We start from the raw sequence: 15,062 nt of genomic DNA, 5'->3' as shown, positions 1-15,062 counted from the left end.
ACCTCATCGATCCGGTCGCCCTCTTCAGAGAGGCGCCGACCGCCGGTACCGCGGGCGGCGCCCCGGCTCGAGCGCTCAGCGGGCCGCGGCGTTCGCGACGGCCCGGTCGGAGAGCACCTGCTGGGCCGCGGCCCGGTTGCCCTCGTCGCCCCGCCACGCCTCCAGAGCCGGCCCGACCAGTGCCCGGCCGAACGAGTACGTGAGCTCCCAGGGAAGCGGATCGAGCTTCTGCATCGCCCCGAGGTGCTGGGTCGCCAGCTCCGGACTCTGCCCACCGGAAAGGAAGGCGATGCCCGGCACGGACGCCGGCACCGTCGCACGCAAAGTGTCCACTGTGGCCTTGGCGACGTCGGCCACCGAGGGCCGCTCCGAGCTGCCGGCTCCCGCCAGGACCATGTTGGGCTTGAGGACGATGCCGTCGAGTTGAACCCGCATCAGGTCGAGCTCCTCGAACAGCACCTCCAGCACGGACGTCGTCACCTGCCGGCACTGCGCCAGCGAGTGGGAGCCGTCCATCAGCACCTCGGGTTCCACGATCGGCACCAGGCCGCCTTCCTGGCAGAGGCCCGCGTACCGCGCCAATGCGTGCACGTTCGCGTGCACCGCACGCTCCGACGGCACGTTGTCGCCGATCGTGATCACCGCGCGCCACTTGGCGAACGTCGCTCCGCCTCGCACGTAGTCCGCGACTCGTTCGCGCAGCCCGTCGAGCCCTTCGGTGATCTTCTCGTCCGACGCTCCCGCCAGCGGCTTCGCCCCGGTGTCGACCTTGATCCCGGCGAGAATCCCGAGATCGTCGAGGAACTCCGGGAAGGTGCGCCCGTTGGCCACTTTCTGGTGGAACGTCTCGTCCGCGAGAATGACGCCGCTGATCGATTCCGCGAGCCGGGGAGTCGTCACGATCAGCTCGCGGTAGACCCGGCGGCTTTCCTCGGTGGGCTCGACCCCCACCTTCTCCAAGCGGGAGGACATCGTCCCGATGCTCTCGTCGGCAGCGAGAATACCGCGCCGGTTGGAGACGAGCGTGCGCGCGATTTTGTTCAGTGCTGACATCTACCTTGCTCCTCCTGCGAATCGACCGACGTTGACCGTCGTATTACGTTTTCGTGGTGGTTTTCGCGACCGTGAGCCGACTTCCCTTGACCTTCTGCCCCGGCACGAAAACCGGCATCGGACTGCCTTTCGAAGCCGCGATCTCCACCAGTTCCCGCGCGTACTCCGGGAGATCCCGGCGCTCACTCCACGCCGCGTAGATGGGTTTCGCCGGCATTTCCTGGTCGACGGCCACCAGGTGCAGCCGGCCTTCCGTGAGCTCGGACCGCACGGTGGAAACGTTCAGCACGGTCACCCGCTGGCTCGTCGCGACCGCTTGCTTGATCGCGGCGCTGGAAGGAAATTCGACGTAACTGCGCGTGGTCCGGTCGGTTCCCAGCAGGTCATCCGTGAACTCCCGCAGCCCCGAGCCGCGCTCGCGCAGGACGAGGGGCGCCGAGGCCAGCTCGCGCACCGTCAGGGGACGGCTCCTCCTGGCCCACGGGTGCTTCGCGCCGACCACCACGGCGAGCATGTCGTCGCAGATGTACCGGGTGACCATGTCGTCGCCGAACTGCCTCTGCACGTGACTTCCGGCCTGGCACCAGCCATCGATGAACGCGAGGTCGACGTGGCCCGCCCGGATCAGCCGGCGGAGCTCGTCGATGCTGCCGGTCTGCACCTCCACCCGAGCCTCGCCGAACGAGAACCCGGACCGGTTCAGCCATTCAGGGATCAAATGCTCGGAGACAGCCGGGCTGCCCGCGACCCGCAGCCGTTTCGCCTCGGCGGACGGAGCCCCCGATCCGAATTCCAGCAGCTCCCGCGCGGCACTCATCACGTTGCGGGCGTACTTCGCCAGCATTTCCCCTTCCTCGGTGAGCTTGGAACCGGTAGGAGAACGCTCCAGCAGCCGAAGCCCCAGGCGACGTTCCATCGCGCTGATCCGGATACTGGCGGCCGGCTGGGAAAGGCTGTGCGCCTGAGCGGCCTTTCCCACGCTGCCATAGCTTTCCACTGACAGCAGCAAATCGAGGTCGGCGAGCTGAGGCATCTTTGACGGAAGAACCATGAATCCACCTCTCGCTCCGCCGAAAAGCAGTTGTCGGCTACACCGGCGGCTCCCGGTGTGCCACGAGAGTGCCCGGGCCTGGTTGACGTGGTCAATCTGTTGGACACGAACGCGCGGCGTGCGGACATGAACGGTGTGCACTACGCCACATACGGGCGTTCGGGGTAATCGGACGGCGGCGAAGAGGCCGTGAACTGCACCCGTTCGGCAATCTCACCACGGCGAACGGCCGGTAGTCAAGGAACTCCTGTTCCCCTTCGTAGCAGGACCGCCGCCGTTCGTCCTGGATTCACGACCATTCGTTCTGCCTGGCTTGCCGCAATTTCCTCGCGGCCCCCATAGTTCGGCGACGAAGTTCCGGGTTTCGGGACGCAACTGCTTTTCCTCCCGGACGGTAACAGTTCCATTCCCTTTCTCGCCACCGCGGCGGCCGGCCGCGAGCGGGACTCCTGCTGGCGCAAGGTTCCGGCCTGCACAGAGCACCGGGACCTTGCGCCATCCACCTCGCGCCGAGTCAGCGCATCGGGGTCAGCGCGCCGCGTCGCACGCCCGCGCGGCCCGCAGGATGGCCAGCTCGGCCCGCTCCTCCCGGACGGCCTTGCGCACGTCTTCGGGCAGCAACCCGCGCTCCAGCAAGCGATCCGTGCGGGCCAGCACGGCGTGCTCGTCGGTCGTGAACCGCGGGTACAGCCCCCGCGCGAACGCGAGCGCGAACCCAGGCTCGCCGGCGCCGCTCTCCACCACGCGCAGGTAGCGGTCCACGAACGGGGTGAGCAGCGCTTCCTGTCCCGGTTGCCGCAGTCCCGCCATCACGGCTTTCCGTTCCGCCAGCGAGAAACCCTCGCCGACCACGCGGGTCCAGGCTTCCTCTTTGGCGGCGGGGGTGGGACACGCGGCTTCAGCCGTCAAGGTGTTCCGTCGCCCGCTGTCCCCCGGATCGGCTTCTTGCGCCACGGACAGCAGGCCGTCGAGGTCACCGCCGATCGAGGCGAGGCGGATCGCGGCCCGCCACCGCAGATCCCCGTCCACCTTCACGTCCGGCCACGGCGTTCGGCCGTGCACGAGCTCGCTCAGCACACCGTGGTCCTGGCTGACCCCGACGAAAGCCCGGGCGAACACCAGCCGACGGTCACTGCCCGGTTCGGCGGCGGCCAGTTGCGCGTGCACCCGGCGCGCCACGGCTTCGAGTGCCCGGGCCCGGTCGCGCGGATCGCCGTAGAGTTCGACCGCCCGTACCGCTCGCTCCACAAGTGTTTCCAGGACACCGATATCGCTCTCCAGCACGCCGTGGGTGAGCACGGCCGCCGCGTAGCTGCGCGCGGGCAGGCGGGCGTCGACCACGTCGTCCCACAACACACCCCAGACGACTGCTCGCGTGCGCCGATCGTCCAGTGTGGACAACCTCCGCAAAGCCGTCCGTCGCGACCGCAGGTCCAGCCTGACCTTGACGTGGCCGGCCGCGTCGTCGTTGGGCACGAGCAGGTCGGCGCATCCGGCGACGGCAAGGACGCCGTCGCGGTGCCCGAGCGACACGTGTGCGCGGTACCGCCACACCAGCTCGCCGTCGCGTTCGTCGAACGCGCCGACCCGCAGCTTCAGGTGCCGCGGCCGGACGTCGGGAAGCTGGACCACCTGGCCGTGAACCACCTCGACCGTGTTGACCCCGGGCCGCACCAGCCACTCCTCGACCCACCGGTCCACGTCCTCGTCCGACACCTTCCGCAGTGCGGCCACGAAGTCGTCGAGGCCGGCGTTGCCCCACGCGTGCGTCCGCAGGAAAGTCCGCACGCCGGCGACGAAAGTGTCCCAGCCCAAGCGCGAAGCGAGGTCGTGGAGCACCGCCGCGCCGCGTAGGTAGACGATCGGGCCGAGGTTCGATCGCGCGGCGTCGGTGTCGGCGGTTTCCACGCGGATCGCGTGGGCGGTGGGCAGCCGGTCGGCGTGCCGGGCCGCCGGCAGGGCGCGGTGGGCAAAGGCGGTCCAGCCTTCCCCGTACGACGTCGCTTCCGCCTGCGCGACGACCGCCATCATCGTCGCGAAGGCCTCGTTCAGCCACAGGTCGTCCCACCAGCGCATGGTCACGTAGTCGCCGAACCACATGTGCGCCATCTCGTGCAGCAGGACCTCGGCCCGTTGCCGCCGCGCTTCCGCCGTGACGCGGTGGCGGAACACGAACCGCTCGTTGAGCGTCACACAGCCTGGGTGCTCCATCCCGCCGAACGCGTACTCGGGTGCGAAAACGTGGTCGTACTTGGTGAACGGGTACGGCAGGTCGAACAACCGGCGGAAGAAGTCGAGCCCGCGCCCGAGCACGGCGAAGAGCTCGGGCGCGTCGTTCGTCAGGTCCTCGATGAGCGAGCCGCGCGCGTACAGGGACAGCGGCACTCCGTCGTGGCTGGACCGCAGCCGGCGGAACGGGCCACCGGCGAACGCCGCCAAGTACGGCGGCAGCGGTGGCGTGCGGCCGAAACGCCACGTCGACCGCTCGCCGGATCGGGTCGTCTCCTCGGGATCGGTGTTGGCGATCACGACCCAGCCGGCGTCGGCGGTGACGGTCAGGTCCACCGTCGCTTTCAGGTCGGGCTGGTCGAAGCACGCGTAAACCCGGTGCGCCGCAAAAGGTTCGAACTTCGTGTGCACGTAAACCCGGCCGTCCAGCGGATCCTGGAACCGGTGCAGCCCCTCGCCCGCACGCGAGTACGCCGCGAGCCCGGCCACGCGAACCGTGTTCTCGCCCGGACGCAAGGCCAGCCGGACGCGCGACCCTTCGTGCGCGTCCGGCCCCAGCTCACGGCCGTTGCACTCGACCGACTCGACTTGCCCCGCGAAGTCGAGGAAGACGGACGCATCCCCGGACCGCGCCTGGAAGCGGACCACCGTGTCAGTCGCGAACTCCCGCGCACCGGCGGTCAAGTCGAGCTCCACCGCGTAGTGGACGTCGAAGATCTCGGCCGAACGCGCCGCCGCCTCGTGCTCCGTCAGCTTGTCGCCGGAGGCGACCCGGTGATCGAACGGCATGCCTCAGAGCCGGCGCGCCGACACCGTCGGGCGGCGGTACACCAGCTTTTCGCGCAGCTGTTCCCCGTCGGCCGTGACCTCGTCCTGATTGGCGCGCACGAGAGCGTCCTGCACCAGGTGGTGGTCGGGTGAGTGCACGCACACCGGATCGGTGCGCGCCGCGTCACCGGTCAACGCGAACGCCTGGCACCGGCAGCCGCCGAAGTCGAGCTCCTTGCGCGGGCAGCTCTGGCACGGGTCGGGCATCCACTCCGTTCCACGGTAGGCCTGGAACGCCTCGGACTTCGCCCAGATCCACGCGAGGTCGTGGTCGCGAACCGAGGAGAAGGTCATCGTCGTGATCTCCGCGGCCACCGGGCAGGGGTACACGGTGCCGTCCGGCGCGACCGTGAGTGCGTTCTGCGCCCAGCCGCCCATGCACGGCTTCGGGTACGGCTCGTAGTAGTCCGGGAGGATCCAGAGGAGCTCCATGCTCTCCCCGAGCTCGGCCTTCCGGCGTTCGTAGACGCCGACCGCGTCGTCGAGCTGGGCCTTGGTCGGCATCAGCAGATCGCGGTTGCGCAGGGCCCAGCCGTAGTACTGCGCGTTCGCGAGCTCCAGCCGCTCGGCGCCCCACGAAACGCAGACGTCGATGATCGCGTCCAGGCGGGACAGGTTCGCCCGGTGCAGGACCACGTTCATGTTCAACGGCAGGCCGGCGTCGCGGATGATGCGCGAGGCGGCCTCCTTCTTGTCGAACCGCTTGCTCGCCGCGACCAGGTTCGTCGACTCGGCGGCGTCGCCCTGGATGCTCAGCTGCGCGCTGTTGAGGCCGGCCGAGACGAGTGACCTCGCCCGGCTCTCCGTGAGCCCGAGCCCGCTGGTGATCAGGTTCGTGTACAGGCCGAGGCGGCGGCATTCGGCGACCAGCGTCTCCAGGTCGCTGCGGACGAGGGGTTCCCCGCCTGAAAAGTGCACCTGCACAACCCCGAGGCCGCTGGCCTCGCGGATCACCCGCAACCAGTCCTCGGTGCCCAGCTCGTCCTGCCGCTCGATCAGCTCCAACGGGTTCGAGCAGTAGACGCAGTGCAACGGGCACTGGTGCGTGACTTCGGCCAGCAGGCCGTACGGCTGCGGTGCGCCGGTCATGAGACCACCACCCAACCCCGTCCGCGTGCATCCTGGAGGAACGTCATCACGTCGTTCGCGAGATCGGCGGCCGCGAAATCCTGCTCCAGCTGGTCGACCAGCTGCCGCACGGTCCGGCTGCCGTCGCACAGCCCCAGGATCGCCGCCCCGGACTTGTTCAGGAGCACGACGCGCTCCGGCAACAGGAGCAGCTCCACGTCACGGACGTTGTCGTGCTTGAGCATCGCCTTGGTCGCCAGCTTCGGGATGGCCGTCAAGTCGGATTCGTCCATCACGAACTCTTGCTGTACGCGAGTTCCACGGCATCCAGCAGGCTCCAGAGGACGTCGCACTTGAACTCCAGGGCCCGCGCGCACGCGTCCTGCTGTTCCCGCGACTTCGCGTGGGTGAGCACCAGTTCGAGCAGGTGCGCGATGTCCTTGGGCTGCTGGGTGAGCCGCGCTCGGAAGTACTCCAGGCCTTCCGAGGCGATCCACGGGTAGTGGTGCTGCACGTCGGTGATCCGCCGGCTGAGCAGATCCGGTGCGAACAGTTCGGTCAGCGCCGACGCCACGGCCTCCAGCCACGGCTTCTGGCGGCAGAAGTCCACATAGGCGTCCACGGCGAAGCGCACTCCGGGCAGCACCGTGTCGGTGTCGAACAACGCTTCGCGGCTCAAGCCGACAGCCGCGCCGAGGCGAATCCACTTCTCGAGACCACCCTCGTCACCGGTTCGCCCGTCGTGGTCGATGATGCGCTGGATCCACTGACGGCGGTCCTCCCGGCCGGGGAGCTTGGTCAGGATGAACGCGTCCTTCTTCGGCAGGTTCATCTGGTAGTAGAAGCGATTCCGCACCCAGCCCCGGAATTCCTCCTCGGTCAGCGTGCCCGAGTGCATCCGCTCGTTGAACGGGTGCAGATGGTGGTACCGCTTTTCTCCGATGGACCGCAGGTGCGCCTCGAACTCCTCGGCAGACCACGGGTTCATACTTCCACCTCCAAGCCGGCTCGGCCGACCTCGATGCCCAAGTCCGTCACCCAACGCCGTTCCGGGGACTCTTCGTCGAGGATCGGGTTCGTGTTGTTGATGTGTGTGTAGATCTTTCGCTTCGCGGGAAGTGCGGCCAGCGCGCGCGCCGAACCGTCGTCACCGCTGACGGGCATGTGCCCCATCGAGCGCCCGGTCCGGCTTCCCGCACCCTGGCTGGACATTTCGTCGTCCGTCCAGAAGGTGCCGTCCACGAAGACGCAGTCGGCCGACGCCACCTGCTCGGCGAACTTGTCGTCCCAGCGGGGCAGCGTCGGCGCGTAGACCGCGATCCCACCCGTCACCTTGTCTTCCAGGCGGTAGCCCACCTCCCACTCCGACGACGGGCCGCGAAGCCGGGACTCCCCGATGTAGCGCGGTGCCTTGGACCCGGTGAGGAACGGGGTCACGCGCAGCTGGTCGTCCAGGTCCAGCGGTTTGCCGACCTCGACCTGGGACCAGGTGAGGTCCGCGTAGTCGCTGAGCAGTTCGCGGACCGGGAACCACAGGGTCAGCGCCTCCAGCACGGGGTACGTCCCGTACACCGTCAGCGAAGACCCCTCGCGCAGCATCAGCAGGCCGATCGTGTGGTCGAACTCCGCGTCCGTCAGCAACACACCGGCCACCGGCGTCTTCCTGATCTCCGGACCGGGGTGCAACGAAGGATCCGCCGCGATCTGGTGGTGCACGTCCGGGGTCGCGTTGAGCAGAAACCACTGGTCGCCGGCTCCGGAGACGGCGATCCCGGCGTGCGTCGTCGCGGCTTCGGGCTTGGCCCGGGCCGTTCGGCAGCCGGCGCAAGCGCAATTCCACTGCGGATAACCGCCACCAGCCGCGGCTCCGAGGCAATGTATGAACACCGTGCGAAACAATCCGTCAAAACCGGCGCGAGCCGGCGTCGGGGCACGCCTCGAGCAGCGCGGAACAAGGCGTTTGCCACCTCATGGCGTCCTCCCTCACATTCGCCCCCGGCAACGGTCGGCAGAAATCAGGCACCGTTGCCCGTCGAGGGTTCGGCCAGGGCGGCTTTCTGGTAACGTCGCCCTGAACTCGGCTTGTCTTTTCCCAGCTTCTTCGCCGGCGCCTGCCCTGGCAACCAATCGCGAACGACCGGCACCGAATCACTGACGAACGGCCGCCGCACCACCACGAGCGGGCAGCGGCGAACCCGTCACCGGAAACGAGCCTTGACCTGGCGTTCTACGGTTCCTGTCTGCCGTCGACGGCCGGCTTCGGGATCGACGGCGGCCGTCGCACCCCCTGACCACGGCCGAGCGGCTCCGGCGGAGGTGGGTATTTGTTGTGCGTATCGGGGGATTGTGTTTTTGCATGTGGTGGGGTGTTGCTGGACCTGCGACGGGTGGGGATTGTTGTGGGGGTTATTGCCCGGCCGGTCGTGAGGAGACGATTGTGAAATTGCAGGTGGCGTTGGATGTGCTGGATTTGCCGGCGGCGTTGACGTTGGCGAATCAGGTGGCTGAGCACGTGGACATTCTGGAGCTGGGAACACCGTTGGTGAAATCGGCCGGGATCGCCGCGGTGAGCGCGATCAAGGCAGCGCATCCGGGCAAGCTGGTGTTCGTGGACCTGAAAACCGCCGATGCCGGAGAACTGGAAGCGGCACTGGCGTTCGAGGCCGGCGCGGATCTGGTCACCGTGATGGGCGCCGCTGATGACGACACGGTGCGGGGCGCGGTCGCGGCGGGTCGCAAGTACGGCAAGCAGGTCGTGGCCGACATGATCACCGTGGTCGAGGGCCGGGTCGCCCGGATCCGGGAGGTCTCGAAGCTGGGCGTGTCCTTTGTGGAAATCCACGCCGGTCTCGACGAACAGGCCCGCCCGGGCTACACGATCGACACGCTGCTGCAGGACGGCCGGGAGGCCGGGGTCCCGTTCTCCATCGCCGGCGGTATCAAGGCCGACACCATCGGCGCCGTACGCGACGCCGGCGCCACCGTCGCCGTCGCCGGCGGTGCGATCTACAACGCCGCCGACCCGGGTGCCGCGGCCAAGGAACTCAAGAAGCGCGCCACCGCCTGACCGTCCGCGTCGGGACACCAGACGAGAGAAAGGAGCCGGCGTGAAAGGCAAAGAGTCAGGTGCTCGGTCCGACCGGGCACCCGTCGCGCGGGACACCTACTGCGCCTTGCTGATGCAGGCCTCTTCGGTGCTGCGGATGCGCTACGTGCAGTGCAGCCAGGACACCAGCCTGTCCCCCACCGCAGCGACCGAACTGGCCGCCGTCTTCGAGGGACTCGCCAACGGCCACCCCGACTTCGACCAGATCGACCCCAAAGAAGCGATCGCCCTGGCCCACCGCCTCATCGACGACGACCACCCCGAGCTGTCCGGGCTGTGGCCCAGAACCCGGTAACGCCGCTCTCCCCGGTTTCGGGCCGGCCCATCCGCTCGCGGGCGGTCCCCACGCCGCAGCCCGGCCCGCCGCACCGCCTCGACCCGGCTCGACCCGGGAACCAAGCGGTGTCACCCGGCCGGCCACCGGCGGCGCGTGCCCGGCGCCGAAGACCGGAAACCGGGCGGTACGACGGCACCACCCCGGTCCGGCCGACCGTCGACCGGCGTCCACCCGGTGCCGGTGACCGGGCTCGACGCGCAAAGGGAACTGCCACCGCGCTCTCCGCCCGCCGGGTCCGGACCACCGCGTCATCGGGCGACCCAGCCCGGCACGGCAGGCCGGTGATGCAACCGCACCACCCACGTCCGACCGATCAGCCGCCGGTGCCTGTCCGGCGCCGGCGGACCCGGCTCGACGCGGGAACCGGAGGGCGACACCGCGCCTTCCCGCCCGCCGGATCACGGCGTCTCCCCCGGCCGGCCGATCCAGGACCGCCACCCGAACCGACCGCACTCGAGGATCATTCGCAGCTCAACGAGGAGTACACGATGTCCACTGATGTTGCCACCGAAGTCGAAGCCCCTGCCCAAACCGCACCCGTGGGCGACCCCGGCATGATCGGGCTGCCCACCTTCATCGTTGGCACGATCGCGCTCGGCCTGGTTCTGACCGGGTACGTCCCGGCCAGTGCCGTCGGTGCCTCGATCGCCGTCATCCTGCCCGCGACGGGCCTTGGCCAGTTCGTCGCCGCGGTGTGGGCGCTGTCGCTGGGCCAGAACGCCGTCGCCTCGGTGTTCGGCATCTTCGCCGGGTTCTGGTGGAGCTACTCGGCGCTGGTGCTCGGCCTGACCCACAACTGGTTCGGCATCACCTCGGACGCGGCCATCGCCACGCAGGGCATCTTCCTGATCGCCTGGCTGATCACGATCGTCCTGCTGACCCTCGGCACGCTGCGGCTGCCCGCCATGTTCACCGTGCTGTTCGTGCTGATCGACCTCGCCGTGGCCCTCGTGCTCTACGGCACGGTGGGCGACGCCCCGGGCGCCTCCACCGCCGGCGGCTACGTCTGCTTCGTCTTCGCCGCGGTCGGCGTCTACCTGTACCTCGGCGCCATGTCCGCCGCCACCGGCGGCAAGGGCCTCCCGCTGGGCCGCCCGGTACTGACCTGACGTGACCCCGGGCGGGCGTGACTCTTCGCCGCCCTCCCGGCGGTGGTCGACGGACCACCCGGAGCAGACCCCGCCCCGACACGGCCCCGGGCGGGGTCTGCTGCGTACGCGGGGTCCCGCGTGCCGTGGCTGACAAACAACGCCCGGACAGCAAGAAACCCGCCGTTTCCGGCGGGTTTCTTGGTACTGCTGTCTCAACCAGACGTGCGCCCGAAGGGATTCGAACCCCTGACCTTCTGATCCGTAGTCAGATGCTCTATCCAGCTGAGCTACGGGCGCTTGTTCAGTTGTTAATCTAGCACCTGCCGAAACAGGCACCAGCGGAGGCTCCGGGATTTGAACCCGGGAGGGGGGGTTACCCCCAACCGCATTAGCAGTGCGGCGCCATAGACCAGACTAGGCGAAGCCTCCTGGGCCTTGTCGACCACTGCCCAGATAGCTTACACACCCCCCAAAACCCCGCGAAGGCACCCCCCGAAAGTGAAGATCAGCGTTGCAGCAAGCGTCGCAACCAGGGGGAACGGCCGCCGAGGCCCTCGGCTTCGAAGGTGGCCACGCCGACGCGCGGGAGTTCGCGGACGCCGGGGTACACGAGGTACCGCGGGACCCACCGCGGCTGGAACTTGGCGTTGAAGCGGTACAGGCTCTCGATCTGGATCCAGCGCGAGAAGAAGTGCAGGACCTTTGCCGAGATGCGCGCCACGGGACCCGCGCCGATGCGTTGGCCCTGTTCCATCAGCGACCGGAACGCGGCGAAGTTCAGCGAGACGTGGTCGATGTCGTGCTCCCGCGAATAGACCAGCAGCTCGGAGATCATCAGCTCGTTCACGCCGTTGTCCGCCGACCGGTCCCGCCGCATCACGTCCAGCGACAGGCCGCGCGCGCCCCACGGCACGAACTGCAGGACGCCGCGTACGCGTCCGCCCTGTTCGGCCGTCACGATCACCGCGCCGGGGTCGCCCATGCGGCCCAGGGCCATCGAGAAGCCGCGTTCGGTCTCGGTGCCCCGCCACGCCGCGGCCAGTTGCACCAGCTCGTCCAGCTCACCCGGCCGCAGATCCTCGGACCGCCGCACCAGCACCTTGTACCCCGCCCGGCGCGTGCGCGAGGCCGCCTGGCGGACGCCGCGCATGATGCGCCCGTCCAGGGTGAAGCCGGCCGTGTCGACGATGGCCTCGTCGCCGATCTCCAGCACCTCCAGCCCGAAGCGCGCCCACACCGTCGCCCCGAGTTCGGACGCGCCCATCGCGGCCGGCACCCAGGCGTTGCGCTTGCAGATCTCCAGGTACTCCTCGATGGCGCCCGGCCACGCCTCGTGGTCGCCCAGCGGGTCGGCCGACGTCAGCGCGACGCCGGCGATCACGCGGTACGTCACGGCCGCCTTGCCCGTCTTCGAGAACACCGCGAACTTGTCGCGCCGCAGCGCGAAGTAGCCCAGCGAGTCGCGGTCGCCGTGCTCGGCCAGCAGGGCCTGCAAGCGCGCCAGCTCCCCGTCCGACAGCCCCGGCGCGGGCTCCGCCGAGCGCAGCAGGAAGTACGCCGACACAAGCACCGCCGCGATGCTGAACAGCAGCCCGATCGCCGCCGACAGGTCCTCCAGCCACAGCCCGTGGAACACGGCGGGACCGCTCACGCCCACCAGCGCCAGCCCGGACTGCGAAAGCCGAGCGGGGAAGCTCAGCGGCTCGAGCATCCGGCCGGACGCCACCGAAAGCAGCACCACATTGATCACGAACCCGGCCAGCACCAGCTGCAGGAACACCCGCACCGCGCGCCAGCGGCCCGTCGTCGGGTCGGGCTCCGCGACGAAGTAGCGCCGGTTCACGATCAGCCCGACGAGCAGCACCACCGAAACCACGCCCGCGCCGAACACGTGCCGCAGCCCCAGGTGTGACAAGGTCAACAACACCGCGAAGGCGACCGCGAGCTGCCAGGCCCGCCGCTTCCGCCGTCGAAGCCCGGCCGCGAGCATGATCAGCAACACGCCCGTGACGACGGCCACGGTCGCCGCCGCCACCGTCGCTTCCTGAGGCAGCTCCAGCCACTCGGCCAGGTGGCCACGCAGGTTACGGCCGGAGGGCACCACCACGGAAAGTAGCGTCAGCAGGCCGGCGAGCCTGGTCACCCAGGTGATCGCCTTGACGGTCGTCACGCCCGCCACCTGCCAGCTGTGCTGCACGCGTGTTCCCGTCACCACGCGTGCAACACGTATGGCCCAGCCATGCTTCCCCCTGCTTCGTCACCGCCCGGCGAGCTCCCCCGCGAGCTCCGTGAACGGGGCCAACGCGGCCGGGTTGGCCAACGCGTCCCTGCTCACAGCCCTCTCCGGCGCGACTCCGGAGAGTATCTTCTTCACCGGTACCTCACACTTCTTACCGTTCAAGGTACGGGGGATCTCGCCGACCACCACGAACCGGTCGGGAACGTGGCGCGGTGACAGAGCGCTACGAAGCTCCTTCCTCAGCTTCGGCTCCACATCGGCAAGATCCACACCCGGCGCCGGCACGAGGAAGCACAGCAGCTGGCCGTCGTCGTTGCCGGCCGCGGAGGTGTCCACGACCAGGGAATCGGCGACCTCGTCGAAGCCCTCGACCACGCGGTAGAACTCGGCCGTGCCCATGCGCACGCCGCCGCGGTTGAGCGTCGAGTCGCTGCGGCCGTAGATCACGGCGGAGCCGCGCGGGGTCACGCGGATCCAGTCGCCGTGGCGCCAGACGCCGGGGTACATGTCGAAGTACGCCTCGTGCAGCCGCGCGCCGTCGGGGTCGTTCCAGAAGAACACCGGCATCGACGGCATGGGCTCCGTGATCACCAGCTCGCCGACTTGGTCGACCAGCGCGTTGCCGGCCTCGTCGTACGACGCGACGGCCGCACCCAGCGCCCGGCACGACAGCTCGCCCAGCCACACCGGCACGTCGGGCGAGGCCGCCACGAACGCCGCGCACAGGTCCGTGCCGCCGGAGACCGAGCAGATCTGCACTGACTTCCCGATCTTGTCGGCGATCCACCGGAAGCCCTCGACCGACAACGGCGCACCCGTGGAACCCAAGGCGCGCAACGCACTCAGGTCGTAACGCGCGGACGGTTCCAGCCCCGCCTTGAGGCAGCTCTGGATGAACGGCGCCGACGTGCCGAAGTAGGTGATGCGGTGCTGTTCGGCCAGGTGCCACAGCACGTTGAGGTCCGGGTGGCCCGGACTGCCGTCGTAGAGGACGATCGTCGACCCCACCAGCAGGCCCGAGATGAGGAAGTTCCACATCATCCAGCCGGTGGTGGTGAACCAGAAGAACCGTTCGCCCGGCCCGAGATCCGCTTGCAGCGAGAGGGCTTTGAGGTGCTCGACGACGATCCCGCCGTGTCCCTGCACGATCCCCTTCGGCAGGCCCGTGGTGCCGGACGAGTACAGCACCCACAGCGGGTGCTCGAACTCCACCGGCGCGTACGCCAGTTCGGAGCCGGCGTGCTCGGCGAGCAGCGCGTTCCAGTCGAGGGCGCCGTCGACGGTCCCGCCACCCACGTATTTCACGAGAACGGTCGCGCTCAGCGACGGGATGTCGGCGCGCAAGCGCTCGACCGTGGGGGTGACGTCGAACTCTCGGCCGTTGTAGGCGTAGCCGTTGACCGCGATGAGCACCTTCGGCTCGATCTGCGTGAAGCGGTCGGAGATCGCGCGGACGCCGAAGTCCGGCGAACACGAAGACCAGATCGCGCCCAGCGACGCCGCCGCGAGGAACGCCACGAGTGTCTGCGGACAGTTCGGCGCCAGCGCCACCACCCGGTCGCCCTTCGCGACGCCCAGGGCCTTCAACGCTCCGCGCGCCGCGGCGACCTGCGCGCGAAGGTCGCCGTACGTGAGCTGCTCGGCGAAGCCGTCTTCGCGGTGGAAGATCACGGCGAGCTCATCGTCGCCCTTCGGGGCGCCCGCGACGCCAGGGCTGAGCGCGTGTTCCGCGTAGTTCAGCGTGCCGCCGTCGAACCACTTCGCGTTCGGCATCGCGCCCGAGAGCACCTCCCGGGGCTTCTCGTGCCAGCGCACGCCGGAGAACTCGGCGACGGCCGCCCAGAAGTCGGGCACGTGTTCCACGGAGTAGCGCCAGAGGGAGTCGTAGTCACCGACCTCCACGCCGCGTTCTTCCCGCAGCCACCTGCGGAACGCCTCGATGCGAGTGTCGGACACGCGGCTCGGGTCGGGTCGCCAGAGCACTTCGGGAACATCGGCAGTCTGGGTCACCCGCCGATGTTAACTGCGGCTAACCGGCCGGGCCACCGTCTTGCCGCAGG

General features: G+C 69.0%; 12 protein-coding genes and 2 tRNA genes. 3 read left to right on the top strand and 11 right to left on the bottom strand.

The annotated features are described in order from the left end of the window. Positions 1 to 75: 75 nt before the first annotated feature. The 7 genes from AB0K15_RS01585 to pqqB form a co-directional block, all read right to left on the bottom strand. The gene (locus tag AB0K15_RS01585) at positions 76 to 1,053 is read right to left on the bottom strand and encodes a class I fructose-bisphosphate aldolase (RefSeq protein ID WP_364044176.1); all 978 of its coding nucleotides are present in this window, start codon (positions 1,051 to 1,053) and stop codon (positions 76 to 78) included. 43 nt (positions 1,054 to 1,096) lie between these two features. Next, the gene (locus AB0K15_RS01580) at positions 1,097 to 2,086 is read right to left on the bottom strand and encodes a LysR substrate-binding domain-containing protein (RefSeq protein WP_364044174.1); all 990 of its coding nucleotides are present in this window, start codon (positions 2,084 to 2,086) and stop codon (positions 1,097 to 1,099) included. Positions 2,087 to 2,632: 546 nt separating this feature from the next. Next, positions 2,633 to 5,122: an aminopeptidase N gene (pepN, locus tag AB0K15_RS01575; protein ID WP_364044172.1), complete on the bottom strand. Its 2,490-nt coding sequence runs from the start codon at positions 5,120 to 5,122 to the stop codon at positions 2,633 to 2,635. A gap of 3 nt (positions 5,123 to 5,125) precedes the next feature. Continuing rightward, the gene (gene pqqE, locus AB0K15_RS01570) at positions 5,126 to 6,250 is read right to left on the bottom strand and encodes a pyrroloquinoline quinone biosynthesis protein PqqE (RefSeq protein WP_364044169.1); all 1,125 of its coding nucleotides are present in this window, start codon (positions 6,248 to 6,250) and stop codon (positions 5,126 to 5,128) included. After that, on the bottom strand, positions 6,247 to 6,522 hold the full coding sequence (gene pqqD, locus AB0K15_RS01565) for a pyrroloquinoline quinone biosynthesis peptide chaperone PqqD (RefSeq protein WP_220245689.1): 276 nt from the start codon (positions 6,520 to 6,522) through the stop codon (positions 6,247 to 6,249). The genes pqqE and pqqD overlap by 4 nt, the downstream gene beginning before the upstream one ends. Next, the gene (gene pqqC, locus AB0K15_RS01560) at positions 6,522 to 7,217 is read right to left on the bottom strand and encodes a pyrroloquinoline-quinone synthase PqqC (RefSeq protein WP_364044166.1); all 696 of its coding nucleotides are present in this window, start codon (positions 7,215 to 7,217) and stop codon (positions 6,522 to 6,524) included. The genes pqqD and pqqC overlap by 1 nt, the downstream gene beginning before the upstream one ends. Beyond that, positions 7,214 to 8,116: a pyrroloquinoline quinone biosynthesis protein PqqB gene (pqqB, locus tag AB0K15_RS01555; RefSeq protein ID WP_364044163.1), complete on the bottom strand. Its 903-nt coding sequence runs from the start codon at positions 8,114 to 8,116 to the stop codon at positions 7,214 to 7,216. Before pqqB ends, pqqC begins: the two co-directional genes overlap by 4 nt. 469 nt (positions 8,117 to 8,585) lie before the next feature. On the opposite strand from pqqB, the gene hxlA reads away from it, so the two are divergent. The 3 genes from hxlA to AB0K15_RS01540 all read left to right on the top strand — a co-directional run bounded on the left by hxlA (position 8,586) and on the right by AB0K15_RS01540 (position 10,781). Continuing rightward, the gene (hxlA, locus tag AB0K15_RS01550) at positions 8,586 to 9,296 is read left to right on the top strand and encodes a 3-hexulose-6-phosphate synthase (protein WP_364044160.1); all 711 of its coding nucleotides are present in this window, start codon (positions 8,586 to 8,588) and stop codon (positions 9,294 to 9,296) included. 40 nt (positions 9,297 to 9,336) lie between these two features. Next, complete coding sequence (locus AB0K15_RS01545) at positions 9,337 to 9,630, top strand: hypothetical protein (RefSeq protein ID WP_364044157.1); 294 nt, start codon at positions 9,337 to 9,339, stop codon at positions 9,628 to 9,630. A gap of 530 nt (positions 9,631 to 10,160) precedes the next feature. Then, positions 10,161 to 10,781 (top strand): GPR1/FUN34/YaaH family transporter, encoded by a 621-nt coding sequence (locus tag AB0K15_RS01540; RefSeq protein WP_364044154.1) that lies wholly within the window; start codon positions 10,161 to 10,163, stop codon positions 10,779 to 10,781. A gap of 205 nt (positions 10,782 to 10,986) precedes the next feature. Here AB0K15_RS01540 and AB0K15_RS01535 read toward each other — a convergent pair. The 4 genes from AB0K15_RS01535 to AB0K15_RS01520 form a co-directional block, all read right to left on the bottom strand. Continuing rightward, positions 10,987 to 11,060, bottom strand: a tRNA-Arg gene (locus tag AB0K15_RS01535). A 42-nt stretch (positions 11,061 to 11,102) separates the two neighbouring features. Then, positions 11,103 to 11,192: transfer RNA gene (locus AB0K15_RS01530), tRNA-Ser, on the bottom strand. Between the two features lie 76 nt (positions 11,193 to 11,268). After that, positions 11,269 to 12,978, bottom strand: a complete 1,710-nt coding sequence (locus AB0K15_RS01525; RefSeq protein WP_364044151.1) for a phosphatidylglycerol lysyltransferase domain-containing protein — start codon at positions 12,976 to 12,978, stop codon at positions 11,269 to 11,271. A gap of 42 nt (positions 12,979 to 13,020) precedes the next feature. Next, on the bottom strand, positions 13,021 to 15,012 hold the full coding sequence (locus tag AB0K15_RS01520) for an acetoacetate--CoA ligase (protein WP_364044148.1): 1,992 nt from the start codon (positions 15,010 to 15,012) through the stop codon (positions 13,021 to 13,023). Positions 15,013 to 15,062 lie beyond the last annotated feature (50 nt).

Origin of the sequence: Amycolatopsis sp. NPDC049253 (genome assembly GCF_040678995.1) — a bacterium.
In the GTDB taxonomy this organism is placed as follows: Bacteria; Actinomycetota; Actinomycetes; order Mycobacteriales; family Pseudonocardiaceae; genus Amycolatopsis.
This window is presented reverse-complemented; position numbering and strand designations above follow the sequence as displayed.